Origin of the sequence: uncultured Clostridium sp. (assembly GCF_963527835.1) — a bacterium.
Taxonomy (GTDB): Bacteria; Bacillota; Clostridia; order Clostridiales; family Clostridiaceae; genus Clostridium.
Map to the genome: position 1 here is coordinate 201,770 of NZ_CAURTC010000002.1, position 21,277 is coordinate 223,046.

A 21,277-nucleotide genomic window follows, 5' to 3' on the forward strand; every position below is an offset into this window, starting at 1 on the left:
GAAGTCGAGTTTCCTTTTTACATTCCGTCCACCTTTACTTATGCATATATCAACCCACTACTTAAACAGAGCTAAATAATTATATTTATTATTTAGTATAGCATTCTAAAATTTCACCAAAATATAATACATGCTTTGATTCACCTTCGCCATAAAATTTATCTTTGATTTCAGGATCAATATTATCTAAATTCATTTCTTGTTTAAACATTATTTTGCACTCGTAATATTTATCACATCCATGAACTATAGGACTACTTACGCTTTTGCTAGGTATAAATTTTATATTAGCTTCTTTTTCTTTGTCTATATCTCTTCCTGACTTTGTTCCACATATAGTTAAAGCTGACTTCATATTTTCATCAAATGGTATACTAATTGTATAATTATCACCAGAATCTAAAAATTCTTTAGTATATCTTGTTTCTCTAACTAGTGCCATAAATATAGGTCTTCTCCAAATGTAACCTACACTTCCCCAGCTAATTGTCATCGTATTAGCCTTATTTTCATCTCCACATGTTAAAAATGCTCCTGATTTATAAAGATTATCCATTGAAATCTCTAAACCTTCTGTAAAAGTTTCCTTCATAAACTTTCTCCCCCACTTCTTTAATATTTAGCTCTATTTTAAAGTAGTATTGATATAGAACTTAATTTTTACATCACTATATAAAATAATACCATATTATTCTATTAAATGTTGTTTATAAATTCTTTATATTCTTTTAAATCTCTTATAGGATCAAGTTCTTTATCTTTTTTCATATAATCTAAAAATAAATCATTTAGCTTTATACTCTTTTCTACATCTTTTAAACCCTTTAGTAGTTCCCCTATATTAACATAGAAACAAGCCCTATTATAATATAAGAATCCTTCTTCTGGATTTATTTCTATCCCTTTATTTATTATATTTATTGCAGTTGTAAAATCATCTTCTTCTCTATATATCACAGCTAAATTTAAGAAACTATATGTATATGTAGGATTTGCTAATATAGATTTTTTATAACATCCTATGGCACCTTGCTTTTTATTTAATTTATTTAATATAACAGCTTTATTAAATAATATTTTATAATGCTTAGGGTTAATTTCTAGAGCTCTATTTATATATTCTAACGCTTCATCATTTTTATCCATTTCTTCAAAAATGCAAGCTAAGTTTGCATATCCCCATAAATCATTATTATTTAATTCAATAGTTTTTTTATAATTTAAAATTGCCTTTTCTTTCTCATCTAATTCATCATATATATTAGCCAAAAAGAAATACGCTTTATCATAGTTAGGATCTTTCTCTATTGATATTTTATAATACTCTTTTGCCTTTGATAAGTCACCTAATTCATCATAGATTGTGCCTAAACCATAATAAGCTCTTGGTTCATCTTTATCTAAATTTATTATTTCTAAATATTTTTCTTCTGCTTCTTTTCTTAAACCAATTTCATCATATAATAATGCCATATCAAGTAAAAATTCTATATCATTTTTACCTAAATTTAATGCATATGCTTTTTTATAAAATTTTAAAGCTTTTAATAAGTTTCTCTCACTTTTTAGATTTCTAGCCATATTTAAATAATTATCGTACAAATAATTTTTATTTTCCATTTAACACTTCATCCTTGCTAATTCTTTGTAATAACTAATTTAGTATATCATTAAAAAATTCAAAAATAAAATGCTTTTATAACAACTTATCATGTTATTATAAAAATATTTATTATCGTATATTTTAAACTTTAACATTATGTTAAAATCAATAAAAAATACTATCCTTAGGACGTAAGAATATTTTGATATGGTTTAAACTATGCCTTATTAGGCTTATAATTTTTATTCACAAAAATTATGATTAGTATTAATGATAATAGTGTAATTATTAATCTAATCCAATTATCTTGTATATTAATAAAGTCGTAGCTAATCAAGGCTTCCAGCATAATAGAAGGTATTTTTCCTAAAAAAGTTGCTATTGTAAAAGGTATAATATTCATATTACTTACTGAAGCCCCTAATGTTACAAATCCAGAAGGTACAAACGGTAGTAACCTTACTAAAAATACTAAGTATGTACTTTCTTTTCCTTCACTTTTTACTAACCTTTCTAGGTATTTATTATTCTGCGAAAAATTTTGTGCCTTCTTTTTAAAACCCTTTCTATAAAGCCAAAACGATATAACTGCACCAATGGTTTCTCCAATTAATGATATAAAAAAACCTTTTATAGGACCAAAAAAAATAATATTCGCTCCAGTAACAAATATAGAAGGTAAAATCCCTAATATAGCTATAATCACACTGGCAAAAATGCTTATTAATAAAGCTATATTGCTATAATTACTCATTATATTAATAAACGTATCAACATTCATCATATGTTAATCTCCTATCTAAAATTCTACATTAATAAATTTTAATAATTATAGCATAGTATTTTATTCTCTGAATAGATAAATTGATTTTTACCACTTAGTAATTACATAATAAATTTTACAGCTATAAAAATATCTTATTTTAGTTAGTATATTTAGTTACCTTTCACTCTTCTAAGCATATTGACTTCTTTACCTGTAAACTTAGTTATTGCATAATTTTCTAATCCCCTCTCTATTGCTTTTATTGCTGTATCTGTTGCTTGCTCTTCTTTTCCTTTTTTGATTCCATTTGAGTAAATAACATATGTTACTATATCTTTCATTATAAAATATTTTCAAATATAGCATTATTTAATAACATTTGATATATAATTTCTTTCTTGCAATCATTTTATTAAAGTGTTAAAATGATTTCTAAAAAGAAACTATATTTTATTAATATTAATGAGGTGCTTATTTATGAATAAAAATTTATATAATTCTAAATTAGAAGAAGGATTATCACGACTTCAATGTGAACTTGTTGCTGAGAGAAATAGGATAAACATAGACAATATTTCTTGGTTTCAGTATGACTTATTGGAGTGTTTATACCAAACAAATGGAAGTCTCCCTGCAGAATTAAGTAGTAGATTGGGTGTTTCACGTTCTAAAATATCTAAAGGGTTAAAGATTCTTAAAGATATAGGCTATATAAAACAGGCAAAAAGTAATTATGATGCAAGAGAACTTTGGACAGAATTAACAGATAAAGGTTTCAAATTTTTAAAGGATAACGAGAAAGGACATGAGTATTTAGCTGAAATTGCAGCATCTGCTTTAACTGAAAATGAACAAGTATTTTTTGCTGAACTATGTCTTAAAGTAAGCAAAATTTTTGGAGAAAGAAGGGGATACTATGACAAAAGAAATGATTGAGATATTTCATGCAAATGAAAATAATCTTAAGGATATATCAGTAAATATTCCAAAGAAAAAAATTACCATAATCACAGGGTTGTCTGGTTCTGGAAAATCTTCACTAATTTTTGACACACTAGCTGCTGAATCTCAGCGAATGCTGAATGATACCTATTCTTCCTATATTCAACGGTTATTGCCACATTATAGCAGACCTAATGTTGAAAAAATTAATAATCTTCCTGTATCTATTATTATAGATCAAAAGAAAATAGGTGGAAATGCACGTTCAACAGTCGGAACAGTTACTGACATTTACACCTTATTACGTCTTCTCTTTTCTAGAATAGGAAAACCTTTTGTTGGTTATTCAATGAACTTTTCTTTTAACAATACAAACGGTATGTGCTCTTACTGTCAAGGATTAGGAATAGTTAAAGAGATTGATATTCATAAGTTAATCAATTTTGATAAAAGCTTAAATGAAGGTGCTATTCAATTTCCTACATTTCAACCAGGTGGATGGAGATTAAGTCGTTATACTGAATCTGGTTATTTTGACATTCAAAAACCTATTAAAGACTACTCTAATTTAGAGCTTAATACATTGCTTTATGAAGAAGAAAAAATACCTGATAACGCTACAAGTAACTGGCATAAAACAGCCAAGTATATTGGACTTATTCCCAGAATCAGAAGTTCCTTTTTAGAAAAAGAGCAAAAACAATACAAAAAAGAAATTGAACAACTTGTTAATGAACAGCTTTGCCCTCATTGTGATGGAAAACGTCTTAATACTACGATTCTATCTTGCAAAATCAAAGGGAAATCAATTGGTGATTGTGTGGATATGCCAATAAATGAATTAAAATCTTTTATTCAAACAATCCACGAATCAAAAGTTCAGGTCGTCATTGATGATATTCTCAAGCACTTAAGTACATTAGAAGAAGTTGGATTGGATTATCTTACGCTAAACCGCACAACTAATACATTATCTGGCGGAGAGTCTCAACGTATTAAAATGTCAAAACATTTAAATAGTAGTCTTAATGATATTATATATATATTTGATGAACCTAGTATTGGATTACACCCTCATGATATTACTGGTATAAATAAGATATTTAAAGGACTTAAAGAAAAGGGAAATACAGTTATAATTGTGGAACATGATCCTGATGTAATAAAGATAGCAGATCATATTATTGATATGGGACCTAAATCAGGAGTTCATGGTGGAAAAATCACTTTTCAAGGAACATATTCAGAATTATTAAGCAGTCATACCACTACTGGTATTGCTTTATCTAAAAAACATAATATAAAAGCGATAAATAGAAATTTTACCTATTTTTATAAACTTAATAATGCAAAAATGTTTAACTTAAAAGATATATCTGTAAAAATACCTAAAAATGCCTTAACAGTTGTAACAGGAGTAGCAGGTTCAGGTAAAAGTACGTTAATTACACGTATTTTCCATAATAAGTACCCCGATAGTATCCTTTTAGACCAAAGAAGAGTTTATACATCTTCTCGTTCAATATTAGCTACCTACATGGGTTTTTTTGATAAAATACGAACTATATTTGGAAGGATAAGTGGTCAATCTCATTCATTATTTAGCTCTAATGGAGAAGGTGCGTGTCCTTTATGTAAAGGAAAAGGGATAATTAAAACAGACCTTGCCTTTCTAGATGATGTGGAACAAACTTGTGAGTTATGTGATGGAAAGCGTTACAAGAAAGAAGCTTTGGATTACAAGTACAATGGATATACAATAAGTGACATTCTTAATCTCACAGTTGAGGAGGCTTTAACAGTTTTTATTGACAAAGATATAAAAAAAATATTACGCACTATCCAAGAAGTAAATCTAAGTTATATTAAACTTGGACAGTCGCTTGATACACTATCAGGAGGGGAACTTCAGCGATTGAAAATCGCTTCAACATTTTTAGATGATACTAGTGAAATTTATATATTGGATGAACCAAGCACTGGCTTACACGAATCAGATATCCAAAAATTGATAGAATTATTAATCAAGTTAATTAAGAGAGGGAAAACAATTATCACACTAGAACATAATTTAAGTGTAATGTGCCATGCTGACTGGATTATCGATTTAGGGCCTTTTGGAGGCTTTAACGGCGGAGAATTGGTGTATATGGGATATCCACAAAATATTATACAATGTTTTTCATCTCTGACTGGGAAAAGGTTGTTAGAATATACACGAAGATAATATATTAATAAAATATACGTTATCTCTGTAAAATGGCTACTGAAAGATAGAGTTTAATATATTGGCACTAAGTTATTCTAGATACACACTCAAATACTATTTGGTATCTTTTCTGAAATAATAAAAACCGCACCTATTTATGGTACGGTTCTCCATTACCCACTCAAAGGAGCACATTTTACTCTATTATCAAGTTAATCTTTATCTAATATTCAATCTTCAAATAACCCTATTCTCTTATTCTTTGTTATAATTTTAAAGCGGTTTTATATAAATATTTTTAGATAATTCTCGAAGTCTCTTAGCATCTAATATATATACTTTTTTATCCTCACATTTTATGATTGATTTCGCTTCCATTTCTTTAAATGTTCTATTTAAGTGTCTATATGTTGTTCCTAAGAATTGGGCGATTTCTAAGTATGATGAATTTAAAATTATATAATTTTTATCTGTTACATTCTCCACTAAATAACTAGACAATCTATTAATAAGTGGATATACAAAATTATATGAGCTATTATTAATAGTTGCATAAAGTTTTTCGCTTAAAGAATCTACTAAATGGTGTAAAAGCTTTGTATTATCAAAATACTTTTTTCTAATTATATCTGAAGGTATTGCTATCAAATAAGTATCTTCCACTGCATCAATATTACAAAGTATAGGAATATCTTGTAAAAGTTCTACATCTCCTATCGTATTAAAATCTCTATAGAATTTTAAAATCATAGATTTCCCATTTTCAAAAGGATAAAAAATTTTAATTTTTCCATCTACAAGTAAATAATAATATTCAAGTTTATCCTCTGATTCTAATATATATTCCTCTTTTTCATAAAAATGAAGTTGTGCATATTCTAATATGTCCTTATCAAGTATATTTTCTATATTATGCTTTTTAATATAATAATTTAAAAGATTACTATCCGAAATTTTTCTCATAAATACTCCTAACATGACCTATGTCATATTTTAATTCTTATAAATATATTATCTTATTTATAAATAACCGTAAAGTGTAGGAGGAATTTAAATATATATATAAATTTAGCTCTTTTAAATGATGCTTCTCTTACCATCATGATTTTTTAACATGATATTAAAGGTAAAATTAGCTCAACGAGAGGGTAGTATAAAACTATATGAAGGAGATAAATTATGAAATATGAAGTTATAATATTCGATGCAGATGAAACTTTATTTGACTTTAAGAAATCTGAAAGAGAAGCTTTTAAAAACACTATGCTTGAATTTGGTATACAATATAATGAAAATTATCACTTAAAGATATATCAGAGTATAAACACAGCTATATGGAAAGAATTTGAAGAGGGTATTATTACTCAAGAGAAATTAAAGGTAGAAAGATTTAAAAGATTATCAAGTAAATTAAAAATTGAGTTTAATGAATCTCAATTCGCCAAGTCATATATGAAATATTTAGCTGAGGCATCCTTTTTATTTGAGGATAGTATAGAACTTGTAGAAAATCTAAATAACTATTATACACTTTCTATAGTCACTAATGGTCTTACATCTGTACAAGAAAAAAGAATTAGAAAATCTATTATATCAAAATACTTTAAAGATATAGTAATTTCTGAAGAGATATCAGTATCAAAACCAAATCCTGAAATATTTGAACACGCTTTAAAAAATATAAATCATATTGACAAAAGCAAGGTATTGATGGTAGGAGATAGCTTAACTTCTGATATACAAGGCGGAATAAATTTTGAGATAGATACATGTTGGTATAACCCTAACAAGCTTGTAAATAAAACAGAAGTAAAACCAACTTACGAGATTTCTAACTTTAAGGAACTTAAAGATTTACTAGTTAATCCACAAAAATATTTCTATAGATAATATTCTAATAGGCATAGAATTTAATTAAAATTCTATGCCTTTGCCTCTGTAGATTTTTTAAACCCGTATCCCTTACTTGTGATACGGTTAGCCACACCTTATTCTAAATACAAAAATAAATGCTTTTTAACAACTTATCTCGTCATTAAAAAAGCATTCATTATAATATATTTTTAATAGTCTTTATAATCTTTATGTTTTTCTTTTTCTTTCTTTTTTTCACCTATGCGCTTAGCAATAGTATAAATAAGTAGTCCGACACTTCCTATTATAAATAATCCATAGATTGATAATATAACTATTGCTGATAAATTAATCATAACTATTCCTCTATAACTACTGCTGTACCATATGCAACCATTTCTGCTGCTCCTTGAGCTATTGATGAAGACATAAGTCTCATTCCAATTATAGCATTTGCACCTTTTTCAGTAGCTTCATCTACCATTCTTCCAATAGCTATTTGTCTTGCTTCTGTAAGCATTTCATTATAACCATTCATTTCTCCACCAACAATATTTTTAAATCCAGCCATTAAATCTTTTCCGATATTTTTACATCTAACAGTACTACCTTTTACAAGACCCTTTATCTCGCATATATTTTTTTCTGGTACATTATCTGTTGTTAATATTAACATTTGGTATTCCCCCTAACATACATTTAAAATTCGTATGTGTTTATTATAACAAATTTTTACACAGCTAATTACTTAAGATTTCTTTAATTTTCTTATTCCAATTCAAATGTTCCAGTATAAAGTTGATAAAGCTATTATTATCTATTGTATCCACAGAGCCTGTTAAAGTTTATTAATCTTCTAACACAAAAAATAGAGAGCACATTTGGCTCTCTATTATTATTATATGCATTCATTTTATTCCATACGCATCATAACCAAATTTAACTATAGCCCATATTATTGATACCTTGTCCATATTTGAGTTACTTGTGTAAGACTCTACTTAGATTCTAATATTTTTGCAGAATCATTTGTTATCTTGGTTAATAAATTATACTCTTCTCCTAATATCTCTCTATAACGATTATGTAACTTTAACCTGTACTTTTGTATATCCTCTTGAATTTTTTCTCCATTATTAGTTAAGTATATATGAGATAATTTTCCTTCAGCTCTCCTCTCAACTAAGCCATTTATAACTAATTTATCTATAAGTCTAGTTATTGTAGATGGCTTTAAGTGAAGTTCTTTGCTTAATTCCTTTTGTGTTATTCCAGGTTTAAACTTTACGCCAAGAAGCATATATACATATGTAGGGGATAATCCTAGTGGCTTCAACTCGTCTTCAGCTATTTTAGCTGCTACCTTTTTTAATCTAGTTGCAGTGAAAAATAAACACTCGCAAAAATTTTGTTCAAGCATTATGTCCTCCCTTCTAACTTTTTATAATTTTATCTATATAACTAATATATTAAAGATAATTTTTTAAATTTGCAACTAATTAATACCACTATTTTATATAAAAGTATTTCTTTACCCTATATTTTATTATTTTAATAATCATTTGATTATATAAATAATATAAAAAAAGTTGATTACTATTAAAATAGTAATCAACTTTTTTAAAAGAACTATATTTATTTAACAAGTAATTGTTCTTTTGCATGGACCATAGTTGTTAATAAATCATTACATTGTGTATTTATATTAAATTCTTTACCTTTTCTAGATACATATCCATTTATATAATCAATTTCTGTAAGACGATGATTTTGAATTAAATCTTGATGCATTGATGGATAGTGTTCTCCAGCTTGGCTTGGATCATATATTTGTTCTATTCCTTTTGCAACTTCTTCAACATTTAATTCTACTCCATATTTGGTAGCAACATCAGCAAATTCTTTTATAATATTACGAATAAGTTGAGGTGCTTCTTTTAGTTCTCCAAACTCTTTAATATTACAATCTAAAATTGTGCAACAACTATTTAAAGTTGCATTTACACAAGCCTTACGCCATATTGAGAATATAACATCTTCACTATAATGAGCTTTTAATCCTGATTGATTTAATACATTACAAATCTCTCTTGCTTCTACTTCCATATTCGGATCAATGTTTTGTACTTCTAAACTTCCATCTCCAGTTAATACAACATGTCCTGGACCTGCCAATCCAGCTGTCCATAAAGTTACTCCCATAAGTATATTTTTGCTATCAACATATTTTCCAATAGTTTCATTATGACCTAATCCATTTAATAGGCATAATACTTTTGTATGCTTTCCTAAAATATTCTTTACAGATTTTAGCATAGATTCTAATCCCATTGATTTAGTAAATAAAATTATTAAGTCTGGAACTTCTATAGCATCTTCAGGTAACATTGCTGGTATTTTTACCTTCTTAAATTCTCCATTTTCTTCAACTGTCAATCCTTCTTTATTTATAGTATCTACATGATCTTTCCAAGCATCTATTAAGAAAACTTCATTTCCAGATTCATGTAACATATATCCATAACGTGAACCCATAGCTCCCGCTCCAACAATTGCAATTTTCATTTCAATTCACTCTCCTCTTTTGTATCAATTACAAACTAAATATATTTAAAAATATTTTCATCATATAAATGTATAACTTTTCTACAGAACCAATCAATAACAAATGCACCTACAAAAGGTATAACCACAAATGCCATTAATACTCCAATAATTGATCCTGTTGAGGCATTTATAGCCGCTAAAGGACCAACTAATCCAACTAATCCAAATCCAGCGCTATTAGGTGTACCTAAGATATTAAACAGATAAGCACCTATTCCACTTAAGATACCATTTGCAATAATAGGTACTGCTATCATAGGGTAAGTAACTAAATTTGGCATCATCATCTTCATAGCCCCTAATAGGATAGATAAAGTAACTCCACTTTCATTTACTTTTCTTGATCCAATTACTAAAACAGCTGTACAAGCAGTAACACCAATGGCAGCTGCTCCAGCACCTAATCCTGTTATTCCTATAGCAATTCCTATTGCTACAGTTGAAATTGGTGAAATAATTAATATTGAAAATGAAATACTAATTAAAATACACATTAAAAATGGTTGTAACACTGCAAAATTATTGATTAAATTTCCTATTGTTATAGTAATTTGTCTTACATAAGGAAGCATAAGTATTCCAATAACACCGACACCCGCTCCAACAATTGGTAATAACAATATTGTTAACGATCCTAGTTTATTTCCTATTAATCTAACAACATATACGGCTATACATGCAACTAACATTATGTTTATTAAATCACCTATACCAACCATTTGTACGCCATGTTCAGTAACCTTATAAGCACCTGAACCTAAAAATACCGCTGATCCAACAATAACTGATTGCATAGGATTAAGATTAAATTGTAATCCTACTAATACTCCTACAATAACTGGCACTATGAATTGCATAATATTTACGGCATTGTAAAGAGTAGCAAATATAGGTGAAACATCTATTAATCCTTTAAATATTGAACCTAAAATTGCATTTGGAATTAATCCAACAACAATTCCTGTTGCAGTTCCAGCCAAAACTTTATTTAAATAATCTTTAGGGGTTAATTTGTCTTTTTCTACTTTATTATTTTGTATCATATTTCTCTTCTTCCTATTTGTAATTTTTTTTAAATAATTGTTTATTTTTTATCATTCCCATTTTATTTTTTATCATTCCCATTTTATTTTTTATTGTTTATTTTTTATCAGTCAAATTTTTAATTTTTAAAGTTATCTCTTAGATAAATTACTAGTAATTCATTCAAAGTTAGTTATTTTAATTTAAATTTTGTATATAAGTGCGTCATTTGTATGTACAACTAACTTTTCGAGAGTAAATATATCATGTTTAAATATAAATTGCAATACATTTAAGTCATAAAAGTTAAAAATATAACAATTTATCGTATAAAGCAACAATATATGAACTTTTTTAGACGTATATATAATATATACTAATTTGAATTTTAATTTTTAAGTATAAAAATAATATATTCATTTTTTGTTATTTTTAATTTTATGTGAAGTAGATTGCAAATCATTAGATACATTTATTAGACAATTAATAACTATAAAAAGTTGCAAAAATAAAATGCTTTTCTAATAACTTATTTCGTCATTAGGAAGCTTTACAACCACAAGGTATGAACAAAAATGAAAAAACTGATAAAGTTAGAAATTCTGAAGACCGTGAAAACCGTACAAATATGTTAAAGACTAAACTAGATGCCTTAGTTACAGCAGGAACATTAACTGCTGATGAAGAAACAGCAGTAGTAGACTCACTTACTTTTTCTAAATAAAATTAGTACTTAAATTAAGGCTATGTTTTAAATATATTTATTAAAAAAGATTATTCAAAATTAAAGTTAGTAATCTTTTTTTGTAACAGTATTTTTATATTCACAGGATTTATCATTAACCTTCTTTTTGAAACAACAAAAGAAGGAGCACCTCCTCTATCTAGACTTGGTTCTCCTCCATTACTTAAATACATTATTAGTTTATCATTGATATTAAGTTCTATAAAGTTTAAACTTTTTCAGTATCCATATTTATATTATGCTACTAATTCCTCAGCTTCATTTTCAACTTTATTTAAACTTCTTATCTTCTTTTCTTCACCATAAGCAACAACTAATAAAAGACAAATTCCAATTATAAGTGCACCATAAAATATTACAAATACATCATTCCATCCATGAAGGCACATGCCACCAATGTTTACACCTGATGATTTAGGATCAGCTATTTTAGCTAACATAACTTTAGCTGTAGAATCTCCAAATAAATATCCAAAAGTACCACTTAAACCATTTGCAACAGCAATTGCTTTTTTAGGGGCAAATCCCACAAGAGATACACCTATTAATAATTGTGGTCCAAATATTAATGCACCAAGAGCGCATAGTGAAACATTTACCATTGCAACACTCGTAGCATATCTATATCCCAAAACTGCAAATCCAGTAAGTACTAAACAGAATACTGCAACTATTGCTCTTCTTCCTTTTAGTAAATCAGATATAAATCCCCAACTAAGACTACCAATAAGTGCACCTGTTTCAAAATAGAATATTGTATTAACTGCATCCCCCATTGCAAAATGTAATTGTTCAGTAACATATAAAGGAGCCCAGTTATCTATTCCTATACGAACTATATAAACGAAAACATTTGCTACACACAAGACCCAAATCCATGGATTTTTTAAAACATACTTTTTAAACACTTCAAATTTGCTCATGTTATCTAATTCAACACTATTTTCAGCTTTAACTTCACCAAATATTTCTTCTGCACAGTTCCAGCCTAGCTCTTCTGGTTCATCTTTTCCTACAAATAACATTGCAAAACCAATAACAGCTGCTATTATTGATGGAACTATAAACATACCTGCTACATTACCATGAAAAAATTTATTTGCTCCCCATAATGCTAACATTCCAGCTAATGCTCCACCTATATTGTGAGACATATTCCAAAATCCTAAATATCTACCTCTTTTATTAGTAGGAGTCCATCTAGTAATTGTTGAATAAGCACTTGGTCCACCTGGAGCTTGAAAAAATCCACTTAATCCCCATAGTAATAAAACGGCTCCAGTACATTTATTTCCTGATATTAATATAAGACCGATTACAAAAACCATTGTCGCAGACATCATAAGTAAAAATGATACTATACGCTTTGCATTTTTACCATCAATAAAATATCCTAATAATGTCTTACCAAGTGCATAAGTTATAGAAAATCCAAAACCTATATATCCAAGTTCAGATGTTGTAAAGCCTAGTTGCTCTTTTAACAGTGGTTGTCCAGCTTTAAGATTATTTCTAATTAAATACATAGAAGCATATACAGAAAATACAACTAAAAATGCTTTTAAGAATTCCTTTAACCACATTTTTCTTTGATTTTCAATTGATACTGTAGCTTCTTTTTTGTTAATACTAAAAAAACTTGTCAATTTATTCATATCTATCCTCCAAAATTACCTTAATATGATAAATACCTTATTAAAAATATTTATCTTTTATCTTTATTTGCATTAAAATTTATCTCCCAAATAATAAATTTTAATGTTTTAAGCTCTAAATACTAGAAATTGAACGTTCTTAAGTTATTAATTTAAAAAGTTAAAGTATCAATTATCATTACGTTATTTCAAAAAAGTCTAAATTTAAATATTCCATTATTTATAAATTTACGCTTTAAAACTATTCCACATCTTAATTAACCATTCTCTGTCTTCACTAGCTTTTTTGAAATCATAATTATCATATATATTTATTTCACAATTTTGTTCATAATCATCATCTTTTACATCTTTTCTTGTAGATTTACCTTGAGAGATATTTATTATCATTTCTTCACTCTCTTTGGTTGTACAAAAGTCTATAAAGTATTTGCCCACGTCTTCATTTGGACCATTTTTTATTTTTGAAATTGCATCTATATTCCAACCAGTTTTTTTAGGAATATTAGTTACTACATTAAATCCAGAATTTTTAACTAATAGCTGATCCGCTATAAAATTTATACCTATTAAATATTCTCCTGTCGCAACTTTCTGCGCTGGAATATATCCATTAGATGTAAATTGTCCTACATTTGATTTCAATTCTTTTAAAAATTCTATAGCTTTTTCTTTACCCATATTTTGTACGATAGATGCTATAATAGTATACCCTGTTCCTGATATGTTAGGATCTGGTATTACAATCTCACCTTTATACATTGGATTAAGTAAATCCTCATACTTTTCTGGCATTTCTAATCCCTTATCTACAAATTCTTTATCCCATCTATCCTTGTTCACAATAATAGATAAAAGATTTACTTCTAAACCTGTCCAATATCCACCTTTATCTTTATATACATTTTGTATGCTATCGTAATTTTTGCATATATATTTTTCTGAAAGTTGCTCCTTTTTCATTAGATTATGAGCATCACAAGTTCCACCTATAAATATATCTGCTTTAGGATATTTTTTTTCACATCTAATTCTTTCTAATGCCTCTTGCGTAGACATTCTTATATATTCGTATGTACATCCTGTTTTTTCCTTAAACATTTCTAAAAGTGTTCTACCAACTTCATCTCTAGATGCTACATAAACAACTATATGCTTTCCTTTCAGATTTAAATATCCATCTTTATAAATTACTTTTGAGCTTTTTTTGTTACAAGCAATAAGATTAAAAGACATGATTATGATTAAAATAAAACATATAATTTTTTTAATATTCATTACTAACTTCCCTCTCTAATGATGATGATTTTTAATATTTTTCTCTAATATATCTTCGCATATCCCTTTAAGGTCCCCCTTAAAATACGTGTGTTGTCCATTTTCATCTCCCATATATTGAACAACAAATATTCCATCCATATATACATCCATATTTACAACATTGCAACTTTTAACTTTTATAGAAGTATCCTCTTTATCATAAATATAAATTTTTATATGCGATAAAGCTTCATTTTTTTCTTTTGCTAAAGCTTTAATTCCATCATCGCTATCAAGTTTAGTTGAATTGCTTATTAAATTTTTTAACTTTTCTTTATCTAAATCATTCAATTCTTTTACTTCATTATTAGAATCACTAATAACTATTCTATTTCTAGTATTTATGAGATTAGCTATATTAGAAGTTGAATATAAGTAACCTAGCAAATCATTTTTTAATCTATTTATTAATGGTAATTTATTGTTATCATGATACATATGATTGTTTAAAATAAGCACATCACTTATTTTAAATTTATCTTTCATACCATTTAAATAGTAAACATTTGCATCAATGCTTATACTAGTCCCTTCTGTAATATAGTTTTTCTCTTCCGAAAAATCATTCATAATCTCACTTATGGAATTCCATATCATTTGTATAGAATTCTCATCTTCAAAAACATAATCCCCCCATTTATCATTAAAAATTTCAATTTTTATGGGTATAGACATATTTATCTTATTTACAACATCATCTTTATCGCTTATTATTTTGACTCTGTTGTATAAAAGTCTATAATTTAAACTTGTCATTATAATACAAATTATAATTATAGTAGTATATATGCCTATAATCTTAGCCTTTAAGCTAATTTTCTTCACTTATATTTCCTCCTATATAATAAAAATTTAACATCTCATAAACATTTCACTCATGTTTCGTAAATGTAACATTTATTATTTTTTTATAATACTAATTACTTTTAAATATAATTTCTACAGATGTACCTTCTTCTAGATTACTTTTAATTTTTATATCACCATTTTGCTTCTTCATTATTTCTTTGCATATACAAAGTCCTAATCCATTTCCATTATTATTAATAGAATTTAAATCATTTACCCTATAAGTAGGCTCAAAAAGTTTAGGTATATTCTCTTTAGCTATACCTATACCATTATCTATAATATTTAAAATTATTTTTTTATTCTCAACTTGGAATTTTATCTTTATCCTTCTACATTCACTGTATTTTATAGCGTTGTCTAATACATTTAAAATAACTTGCTTGGTCTTGTCCCTATCTATTAAAGCTTCAATATCAAATGTATTTTTAATTATTTCTATTTCATATTTTTTTATTCTTGGATTAATAATCAGTAAAACTTCTTCTATAATTTCTTTTAAATTATTTTTCTCTTTATCTATCTTAAACTCACTTTTTCCTAGTTTTGATAAGTCAAGAAGTTCTTCTACTAGCTTTAAAAGTCTTATTCCTTCTTCTTTTACATAAATTAAGCTTTCATCTATATCATTTTGATTTTTTAATTTGGGTATAATCTCAGAATATCCTATTATTGCTGTTAAAGGAGTCTTAAATTCATGTGTCACATTATCTAAAAAACTTTTTTGTTTTTGTTTTTCCTCTTTTAAACTTTCAACATAATTTTTTATACTCTCAGACATTATATTAAAAGTTTCAGCTAAATCTTCAATTTCATCTCCACTTCTAATTTTTATCCTATTATCATATTCTCCTTGGGTAACTTTTTGAGAAACTGTCTTTAATTTTTTTATAGGTCCAACTATTTTTTCTGAAAGAAGCTTACTTAAAAGCCATGATATAAGAATTGATGTACATGCTAATATGCCCATAATTATAAACATATTATTTATAAGTTCTTCACCACCATCTAAAGGATATATATATCTTACACATCCTAATGTTGTATCTTTTAAATATATAGGACTTGAAAATAATACATAAATGTTTCCATCAATTTTTTTAACCATATAAGCCTTATTTCCCTTTATAGCATTAGTTATATCCTCATCGAAAAAAGCAACACTATTAGAAACAGAGTCAGTCATTATGTCACCATTCTTATTATAAATTTGAATCCTATAATTTAATTTTTTAGATAGATATGTATTAATTAATGGAGCTTTATGTTCAAAATTTGTTTCAATATCATCCAACTTATCTTTTTCAATATAATTTGATATGTATACTTGAGTGTTGTAGCTCTCCTTTGTCAATAAATCAATATTACTTTTTATTACGTTATTATATAAATTGTTTATTATTGTTATATATATAAAAATTATAATTGGAATTAATATCCCCATATTCATGAGAATAATTTTTGTTTTTATGTTAAAATTCAGTCGCATTAAAAATGCATCCTCCTAATATTTTTATTTATAAAATTAAATAGTCTATTTTTTTAATTCTAATTTATATCCTACTCCATAAACAGTTTTCAATTTATTTGAATACTTGCCCATCTTTTTTCTAACTCTTTGTATTAAAATATCAACTGCTCTAGTATTAACATCGTACTCATCACCCCATACTCTCTCTAAAAGGTTTTCTCTAGTAAAGACTTTATTGTGATTTTCCATCATAAGTAGCAGTGTATCAAATTCTTTATAAGTCATAAAAATTTCTTCTTCTTCTATGAAAACTTTTCTTTCATCTTTTAGAATCTTTAATTTTTCAATTTTTATTTCATTATTGTTTTTTGAACTTGGCTTTTTTGCAATCCTCTTTGTTACTGCTTTTATTCTTAAAATAAGTTCTGTACTATTAAATGGTTTTATTATATAATCATCTGCACCTAACTGAAGACCTAAAAGCTTATCATTTATTTGACTTTTTGCAGTAAGCATTATAACAGGAACTTCACTATCTATTTCTTGAAATTTCTTTATAACATCATGTCCACTCATATCAGGTAACATTAAATCTAATATAACAAGTTCTGGTTTTTCAGTTTCAAATTTTGAAATTGCATCTGCTCCAGTCATACTTATAATAGGTTCATATCCTTCAACCTCTAAGTTTAACCTAATTAAATTAACTATACTTTTTTCATCATCTACTACTAATATTCTCATAAAATAACCGCCTTTAATAATTGTTTAAATAATATTTTATTGATAATTATTCATTAATATCTATTTAATTCCATACCAGATTAAAATATTATCACTTTATTTAGCATATTTCAACTTTATTAAGTTTTAACATTACTTATACGGACACATCTATAATTTCTTTCTCACTTTTCTATAAAAAATAAAAAACAAAGAACTATAATTTAAAAATATAGTAGCACCACTACCAAATCTACTCAGTTATTGAAACAGCGAAAATTTAAAATCTTTAATTAATCTAAAAAAAATACTATACTTAATAATGATAATATATTAAAAGACTAGATTGAGGGGTTTATATATGAGAAAAAAAGATATACTTGAGTTAAAAAGACGTTTTAAAAAAGATCATTGCACCTTCACTAAAATGTGTGGTTGCTATGTTAATGGAGAAAAGCATATTATTTTAAAATTTAGAGAGACCTTTCTAAATTTAGATGAGGATGAATACTTTAAATACTTAGAAATTGCTAAAAAAGTACTCTCTGGAACTATTGGGAATAATATTTTAGAATTAAACTTTCCAATTAATGAAAATTTTATAAATGAAAGACAAATTTCTCTTATGCAGCTTAAAAACAGTCAATTAAAGGATGATTCTCTTCTTGATGCTTTTTATGAATCTATTATAAATAGTTATGATTATACTGGCAACTTTTTAATACTTGTTTTTCACGATGCTTATGATGTTATTACTAAAACCACTGATAACGCAAAGCTAGATGAATCCGAAGAAGTGTATGAATATGTGCTATGTGCAATATGTCCTGTTTCACTTTCAGAGCCAGGTCTTAGATACTTTGAAGAAGAAAACAAAATAAAAGCACGTATAAGAGATTGGGTGGTTGATGCTCCAACTAATGGCTTTGTATTTCCTGCTTTTATTGATCGTAGTTCAGATGTTAACGCTATTATGTATTACACAAAAAATGCAAAGGATACACATCCTGAATTAATGGAAAATGCTTTAGGTTGTTCTTCAAAACAAACTGCTACTATACAAAAAGAAACTTTCCAAACAATTATTAAAGATTCTATGAGTGCTGATGAAAAAAAAGCTGACAAAATTTTTATGGAAATACAAGAAAACCTAAATGCTATGGTAGATGAACATAATTCCATATATGATGATACCAATTGTGAGCCTATAACCTTAACAAAAAAGGATATACAAAACCTTTTAATAGAAAGTGGCGTGCCTGAAGAAACTACTAATAAAATTGAAAAATCATATATAGAAAATTTTGGTGATGACTTTCCTATAGCAGAAAATTTAATTGATGCAAAAGTACTTAAGGTAAATGCTCAAAGAAAGAAGGAAGAGAACCTTAAGAAACAAGTAGAAATTCTACAAAACAGACTTGAACAAGCTAAACAAGAGACTGCTATAGATAATGAAACCTATGCTTCTAAAGATATTAATGATGACAATGTGGTTTTAGAAGAAACATTAGAAACTAATTTAGAAGAAGCTCAGGATACAAATTCAGAAGATAATAAAGCTACGACTAACTATGACGTTATACTTCATGTAAAACCTGAAAAAGTACCTCAAATAAAATCACAAATAATCGATGGTCAAAAATGCATAGTTATTCCAATTAATGAGAATGAACAAACTACAGTTAATGGCTTAGATGATTTGATTTAAGTTATATAAATTATTTCCGCACAATATCCAATATATTTTTTATATAACAAAAGCCATGTAGGCATATATCCCACATAGCTCTAAATAAATTATGATTTCACTTAACTTATCACTACCTAGAGATACAAGCCTAATGCTAATAGACTTGTATCTGCTTTTTACAGATCAATTCTCTAGTAATGATGGTATATTCTGTTTTATTTACTAACATTAATTGCTATCATGACTTTCCTTCTGAAATAATATCGCTAATATTATACATTAAATTCTCTCTTGTTTTACTTTTATTGAATTCAACCATAAAAAGATCTTCCCTTAATTAATTGTTTAGTCAAAGTTATTATATATTATACTTAGTATCTTATATATTACTGCTTACTATCACTAGTTGTAATGATAGTATTTCAAACTTTAGCCTTAGATGAATGTCAATAAAATTTGGAGTTTTATTTAAATATTCAAAACTAAAAGCATAGTGGTCATGACTATGATACTTAAAATAATAGAACATGAATTCATAGCACTAGCAAGTCCAATATCACCTTTACATTTCTCAGTGAATGCAATTGAAATTGCTGAAATAGGTGCAAATACTATAAGTGCTAATACTTGGCGTACCTCTAGAGAAAATGGTAGAAAATTTAGAAATACAAATGCCATTATTCCTGATATTCCAAACCTAATAATAAGATTTCTAAAAATTTTCCCAAGCTGAATTTTATTAAGATTTAATTCTAATCCAACCCCAATCATAAGCATTGCTAAAAATCCATTTGCTACACCTACTGTATCGCTAAACATTATAATTGGACTTGGAAGTGATATATTAAATGATGCTATTATAAGCATAATAATATATGTATTTAAAGCTATTGAAGAAAATATATTTTTTATAAATTTCTTCACAGTAGTTTTTCCATCAGTTTTCACAACTGCTGATGCCATACTATATGTTCCACCAGTACAAAGAAGTGAGTTACCTGCATCAAACAAACATGTGGCTACTACCCCAATAGGTACTAAAAAATTCTGTGCATATGGCGTTGCAAAACATCCTATATTGTATCCTTAAAAATTTATCATATTAAATGCTTTTTCACTATTATTATTTTTCCAAGCAACCAGATAGCCTGCCCCTATCATAACAAAATTACACACTATTCCAATTACAACTAAAAATAAAAGTGTCATGTCCATTTCAAGTTTGTTGAAATTACTTATAACTGCACAAGGCAGTGTAATATTAAGTACTATTTTTGATACAACTTTAAAATCACTTTGTTTAAAAAATCCTATTCTTTTTAATGAATATCCTAGAATTATAATTAATATGAATACTCCTGTTTTTGTTAATACCTCATTCACGCTATTACTTCTCTCCTTATATACAACTACTCTAAATCTTTATACAGTTCGTTCCTATAATATCCTTCTTGTAATTTTGAACTTAAAATATTCCATAAATATTTTTATAATGCATATAATTCCTTACCTTACACTTAATATATTTTTACTTTTAATATTATTTCACTTAAAACTATGACATACTTTTTAATAATTAATTATTTACTTTATTGTTTTAATTTTACTATATAAATATATAACTTTTAAGTTTCAATTCAATTTGTGCATAAAAAAATAAGTAGTAAATTACACTTATTTTCACTACTTATCTTTCAAAACATTATCTAGCCAATTAGGTATTTTTTTATCTTCCATATATAGTACCTCCTAAAAGAAAGTTATTTATGCATTATTATATAATAATACTTAATAATTTTAATTCTTTAATATATTCT

Annotated in this window: 22 protein-coding genes; 5 read left to right on the top strand and 17 right to left on the bottom strand. The window is 26.8% G+C overall.

The features are described from left to right. Positions 1 to 88 precede the first annotated feature (88 nt). The 4 genes from RYM86_RS02255 to RYM86_RS02270 form a co-directional block, all read right to left on the bottom strand. On the bottom strand, positions 89 to 592 hold the full coding sequence (locus tag RYM86_RS02255; RefSeq protein WP_315077357.1) for a flavin reductase: 504 nt from the start codon (positions 590 to 592) through the stop codon (positions 89 to 91). A gap of 104 nt (positions 593 to 696) precedes the next feature. Then, positions 697 to 1,620, bottom strand: a complete 924-nt coding sequence (locus tag RYM86_RS02260) for a tetratricopeptide repeat protein (protein ID WP_315077360.1) — start codon at positions 1,618 to 1,620, stop codon at positions 697 to 699. 200 nt (positions 1,621 to 1,820) lie between these two features. Further along, positions 1,821 to 2,387, bottom strand: a complete 567-nt coding sequence (locus RYM86_RS02265; RefSeq protein ID WP_315077362.1) for a VTT domain-containing protein — start codon at positions 2,385 to 2,387, stop codon at positions 1,821 to 1,823. Between the two features lie 152 nt (positions 2,388 to 2,539). Further along, positions 2,540 to 2,710, bottom strand: a complete 171-nt coding sequence (locus tag RYM86_RS02270) for a hypothetical protein (protein WP_315077365.1) — start codon at positions 2,708 to 2,710, stop codon at positions 2,540 to 2,542. 136 nt (positions 2,711 to 2,846) lie between these two features. Here RYM86_RS02270 and RYM86_RS02275 point away from each other — a divergent pair, with 136 nt between their 5' ends. Both RYM86_RS02275 and RYM86_RS02280 read left to right on the top strand, forming a co-directional pair. Then, on the top strand, positions 2,847 to 3,305 hold the full coding sequence (locus RYM86_RS02275; RefSeq protein WP_315077367.1) for a transcriptional regulator: 459 nt from the start codon (positions 2,847 to 2,849) through the stop codon (positions 3,303 to 3,305). After that, positions 3,286 to 5,538: an excinuclease ABC subunit UvrA gene (locus RYM86_RS02280; RefSeq protein WP_315077370.1), complete on the top strand. Its 2,253-nt coding sequence runs from the start codon at positions 3,286 to 3,288 to the stop codon at positions 5,536 to 5,538. Before RYM86_RS02275 ends, RYM86_RS02280 begins: the two co-directional genes overlap by 20 nt. Positions 5,539 to 5,793: 255 nt before the next feature. Here the strand turns inward: RYM86_RS02280 and RYM86_RS02285 are convergent, their stop codons facing one another. Beyond that, a complete protein-coding gene (locus RYM86_RS02285) occupies positions 5,794 to 6,483 on the bottom strand; it encodes a cyclic nucleotide-binding domain-containing protein (protein WP_315077372.1) in 690 nt (229 codons plus the stop codon). A gap of 216 nt (positions 6,484 to 6,699) precedes the next feature. On the opposite strand from RYM86_RS02285, the gene RYM86_RS02290 reads away from it, so the two are divergent. Next, the gene (locus RYM86_RS02290) at positions 6,700 to 7,410 is read left to right on the top strand and encodes a YjjG family noncanonical pyrimidine nucleotidase (RefSeq protein WP_315077374.1); all 711 of its coding nucleotides are present in this window, start codon (positions 6,700 to 6,702) and stop codon (positions 7,408 to 7,410) included. Positions 7,411 to 7,583: 173 nt separating this feature from the next. On the opposite strand, the gene RYM86_RS02295 is transcribed toward RYM86_RS02290, so the two are convergent. The 5 genes from RYM86_RS02295 to RYM86_RS02315 form a co-directional block, all read right to left on the bottom strand. Next, complete coding sequence (locus RYM86_RS02295) at positions 7,584 to 7,730, bottom strand: hypothetical protein (protein ID WP_315077377.1); 147 nt, start codon at positions 7,728 to 7,730, stop codon at positions 7,584 to 7,586. Positions 7,731 to 7,732: 2 nt separating this feature from the next. Then, the gene (locus tag RYM86_RS02300) at positions 7,733 to 8,050 is read right to left on the bottom strand and encodes a heavy metal-binding domain-containing protein (protein WP_315077379.1); all 318 of its coding nucleotides are present in this window, start codon (positions 8,048 to 8,050) and stop codon (positions 7,733 to 7,735) included. A 321-nt stretch (positions 8,051 to 8,371) separates the two neighbouring features. Then, positions 8,372 to 8,794 (bottom strand): MarR family transcriptional regulator, encoded by a 423-nt coding sequence (locus RYM86_RS02305; protein WP_315077381.1) that lies wholly within the window; start codon positions 8,792 to 8,794, stop codon positions 8,372 to 8,374. A 215-nt stretch (positions 8,795 to 9,009) separates the two neighbouring features. Next, entirely contained in the window at positions 9,010 to 9,939 is a 930-nt protein-coding gene (locus RYM86_RS02310; RefSeq protein WP_315077384.1) for a 2-dehydropantoate 2-reductase, read from the bottom strand. 35 nt (positions 9,940 to 9,974) lie between these two features. Next, positions 9,975 to 11,024 (bottom strand): PTS sugar transporter subunit IIC, encoded by a 1,050-nt coding sequence (locus RYM86_RS02315; RefSeq protein WP_315077387.1) that lies wholly within the window; start codon positions 11,022 to 11,024, stop codon positions 9,975 to 9,977. 545 nt (positions 11,025 to 11,569) lie between these two features. On the opposite strand from RYM86_RS02315, the gene RYM86_RS02320 reads away from it, so the two are divergent. Further along, entirely contained in the window at positions 11,570 to 11,728 is a 159-nt protein-coding gene (locus RYM86_RS02320; protein WP_315077389.1) for a hypothetical protein, read from the top strand. 257 nt (positions 11,729 to 11,985) lie between these two features. On the opposite strand, the gene uhpT is transcribed toward RYM86_RS02320, so the two are convergent. The 5 genes from uhpT to RYM86_RS02345 all read right to left on the bottom strand — a co-directional run bounded on the left by uhpT (position 11,986) and on the right by RYM86_RS02345 (position 17,788). Beyond that, a complete protein-coding gene (gene uhpT, locus RYM86_RS02325) occupies positions 11,986 to 13,404 on the bottom strand; it encodes a hexose-6-phosphate:phosphate antiporter (protein ID WP_315077391.1) in 1,419 nt (472 codons plus the stop codon). A gap of 228 nt (positions 13,405 to 13,632) precedes the next feature. Beyond that, positions 13,633 to 14,682, bottom strand: coding sequence for an ABC transporter substrate-binding protein (locus RYM86_RS02330; RefSeq protein WP_315077393.1), 1,050 nt, complete (start codon positions 14,680 to 14,682; stop codon positions 13,633 to 13,635). 15 nt (positions 14,683 to 14,697) lie between these two features. Next, positions 14,698 to 15,549 carry a DUF3919 family protein gene (locus RYM86_RS02335; protein WP_315077396.1) on the bottom strand — a complete coding sequence of 284 codons (852 nt, stop codon included), beginning with the start codon at positions 15,547 to 15,549 and terminating at the stop codon, positions 14,698 to 14,700. 91 nt (positions 15,550 to 15,640) lie between these two features. After that, the gene (locus tag RYM86_RS02340) at positions 15,641 to 17,062 is read right to left on the bottom strand and encodes a HAMP domain-containing sensor histidine kinase (RefSeq protein ID WP_315077400.1); all 1,422 of its coding nucleotides are present in this window, start codon (positions 17,060 to 17,062) and stop codon (positions 15,641 to 15,643) included. Between the two features lie 45 nt (positions 17,063 to 17,107). Next, entirely contained in the window at positions 17,108 to 17,788 is a 681-nt protein-coding gene (locus RYM86_RS02345) for a response regulator transcription factor (protein WP_315077403.1), read from the bottom strand. Positions 17,789 to 18,128: 340 nt separating this feature from the next. Between RYM86_RS02345 and RYM86_RS02350 the strand changes: the two genes are divergently transcribed. Further along, on the top strand, positions 18,129 to 19,478 hold the full coding sequence (locus RYM86_RS02350; RefSeq protein WP_315077404.1) for a DUF4317 domain-containing protein: 1,350 nt from the start codon (positions 18,129 to 18,131) through the stop codon (positions 19,476 to 19,478). Positions 19,479 to 19,928: 450 nt separating this feature from the next. Here the strand turns inward: RYM86_RS02350 and RYM86_RS02355 are convergent, their stop codons facing one another. Then, complete coding sequence (locus tag RYM86_RS02355) at positions 19,929 to 20,471, bottom strand: hypothetical protein (protein WP_315077407.1); 543 nt, start codon at positions 20,469 to 20,471, stop codon at positions 19,929 to 19,931. A 75-nt stretch (positions 20,472 to 20,546) separates the two neighbouring features. Further along, positions 20,547 to 20,843 carry an AEC family transporter gene (locus RYM86_RS02360; protein WP_315077409.1) on the bottom strand — a complete coding sequence of 99 codons (297 nt, stop codon included), beginning with the start codon at positions 20,841 to 20,843 and terminating at the stop codon, positions 20,547 to 20,549. Positions 20,844 to 21,277 lie beyond the last annotated feature (434 nt).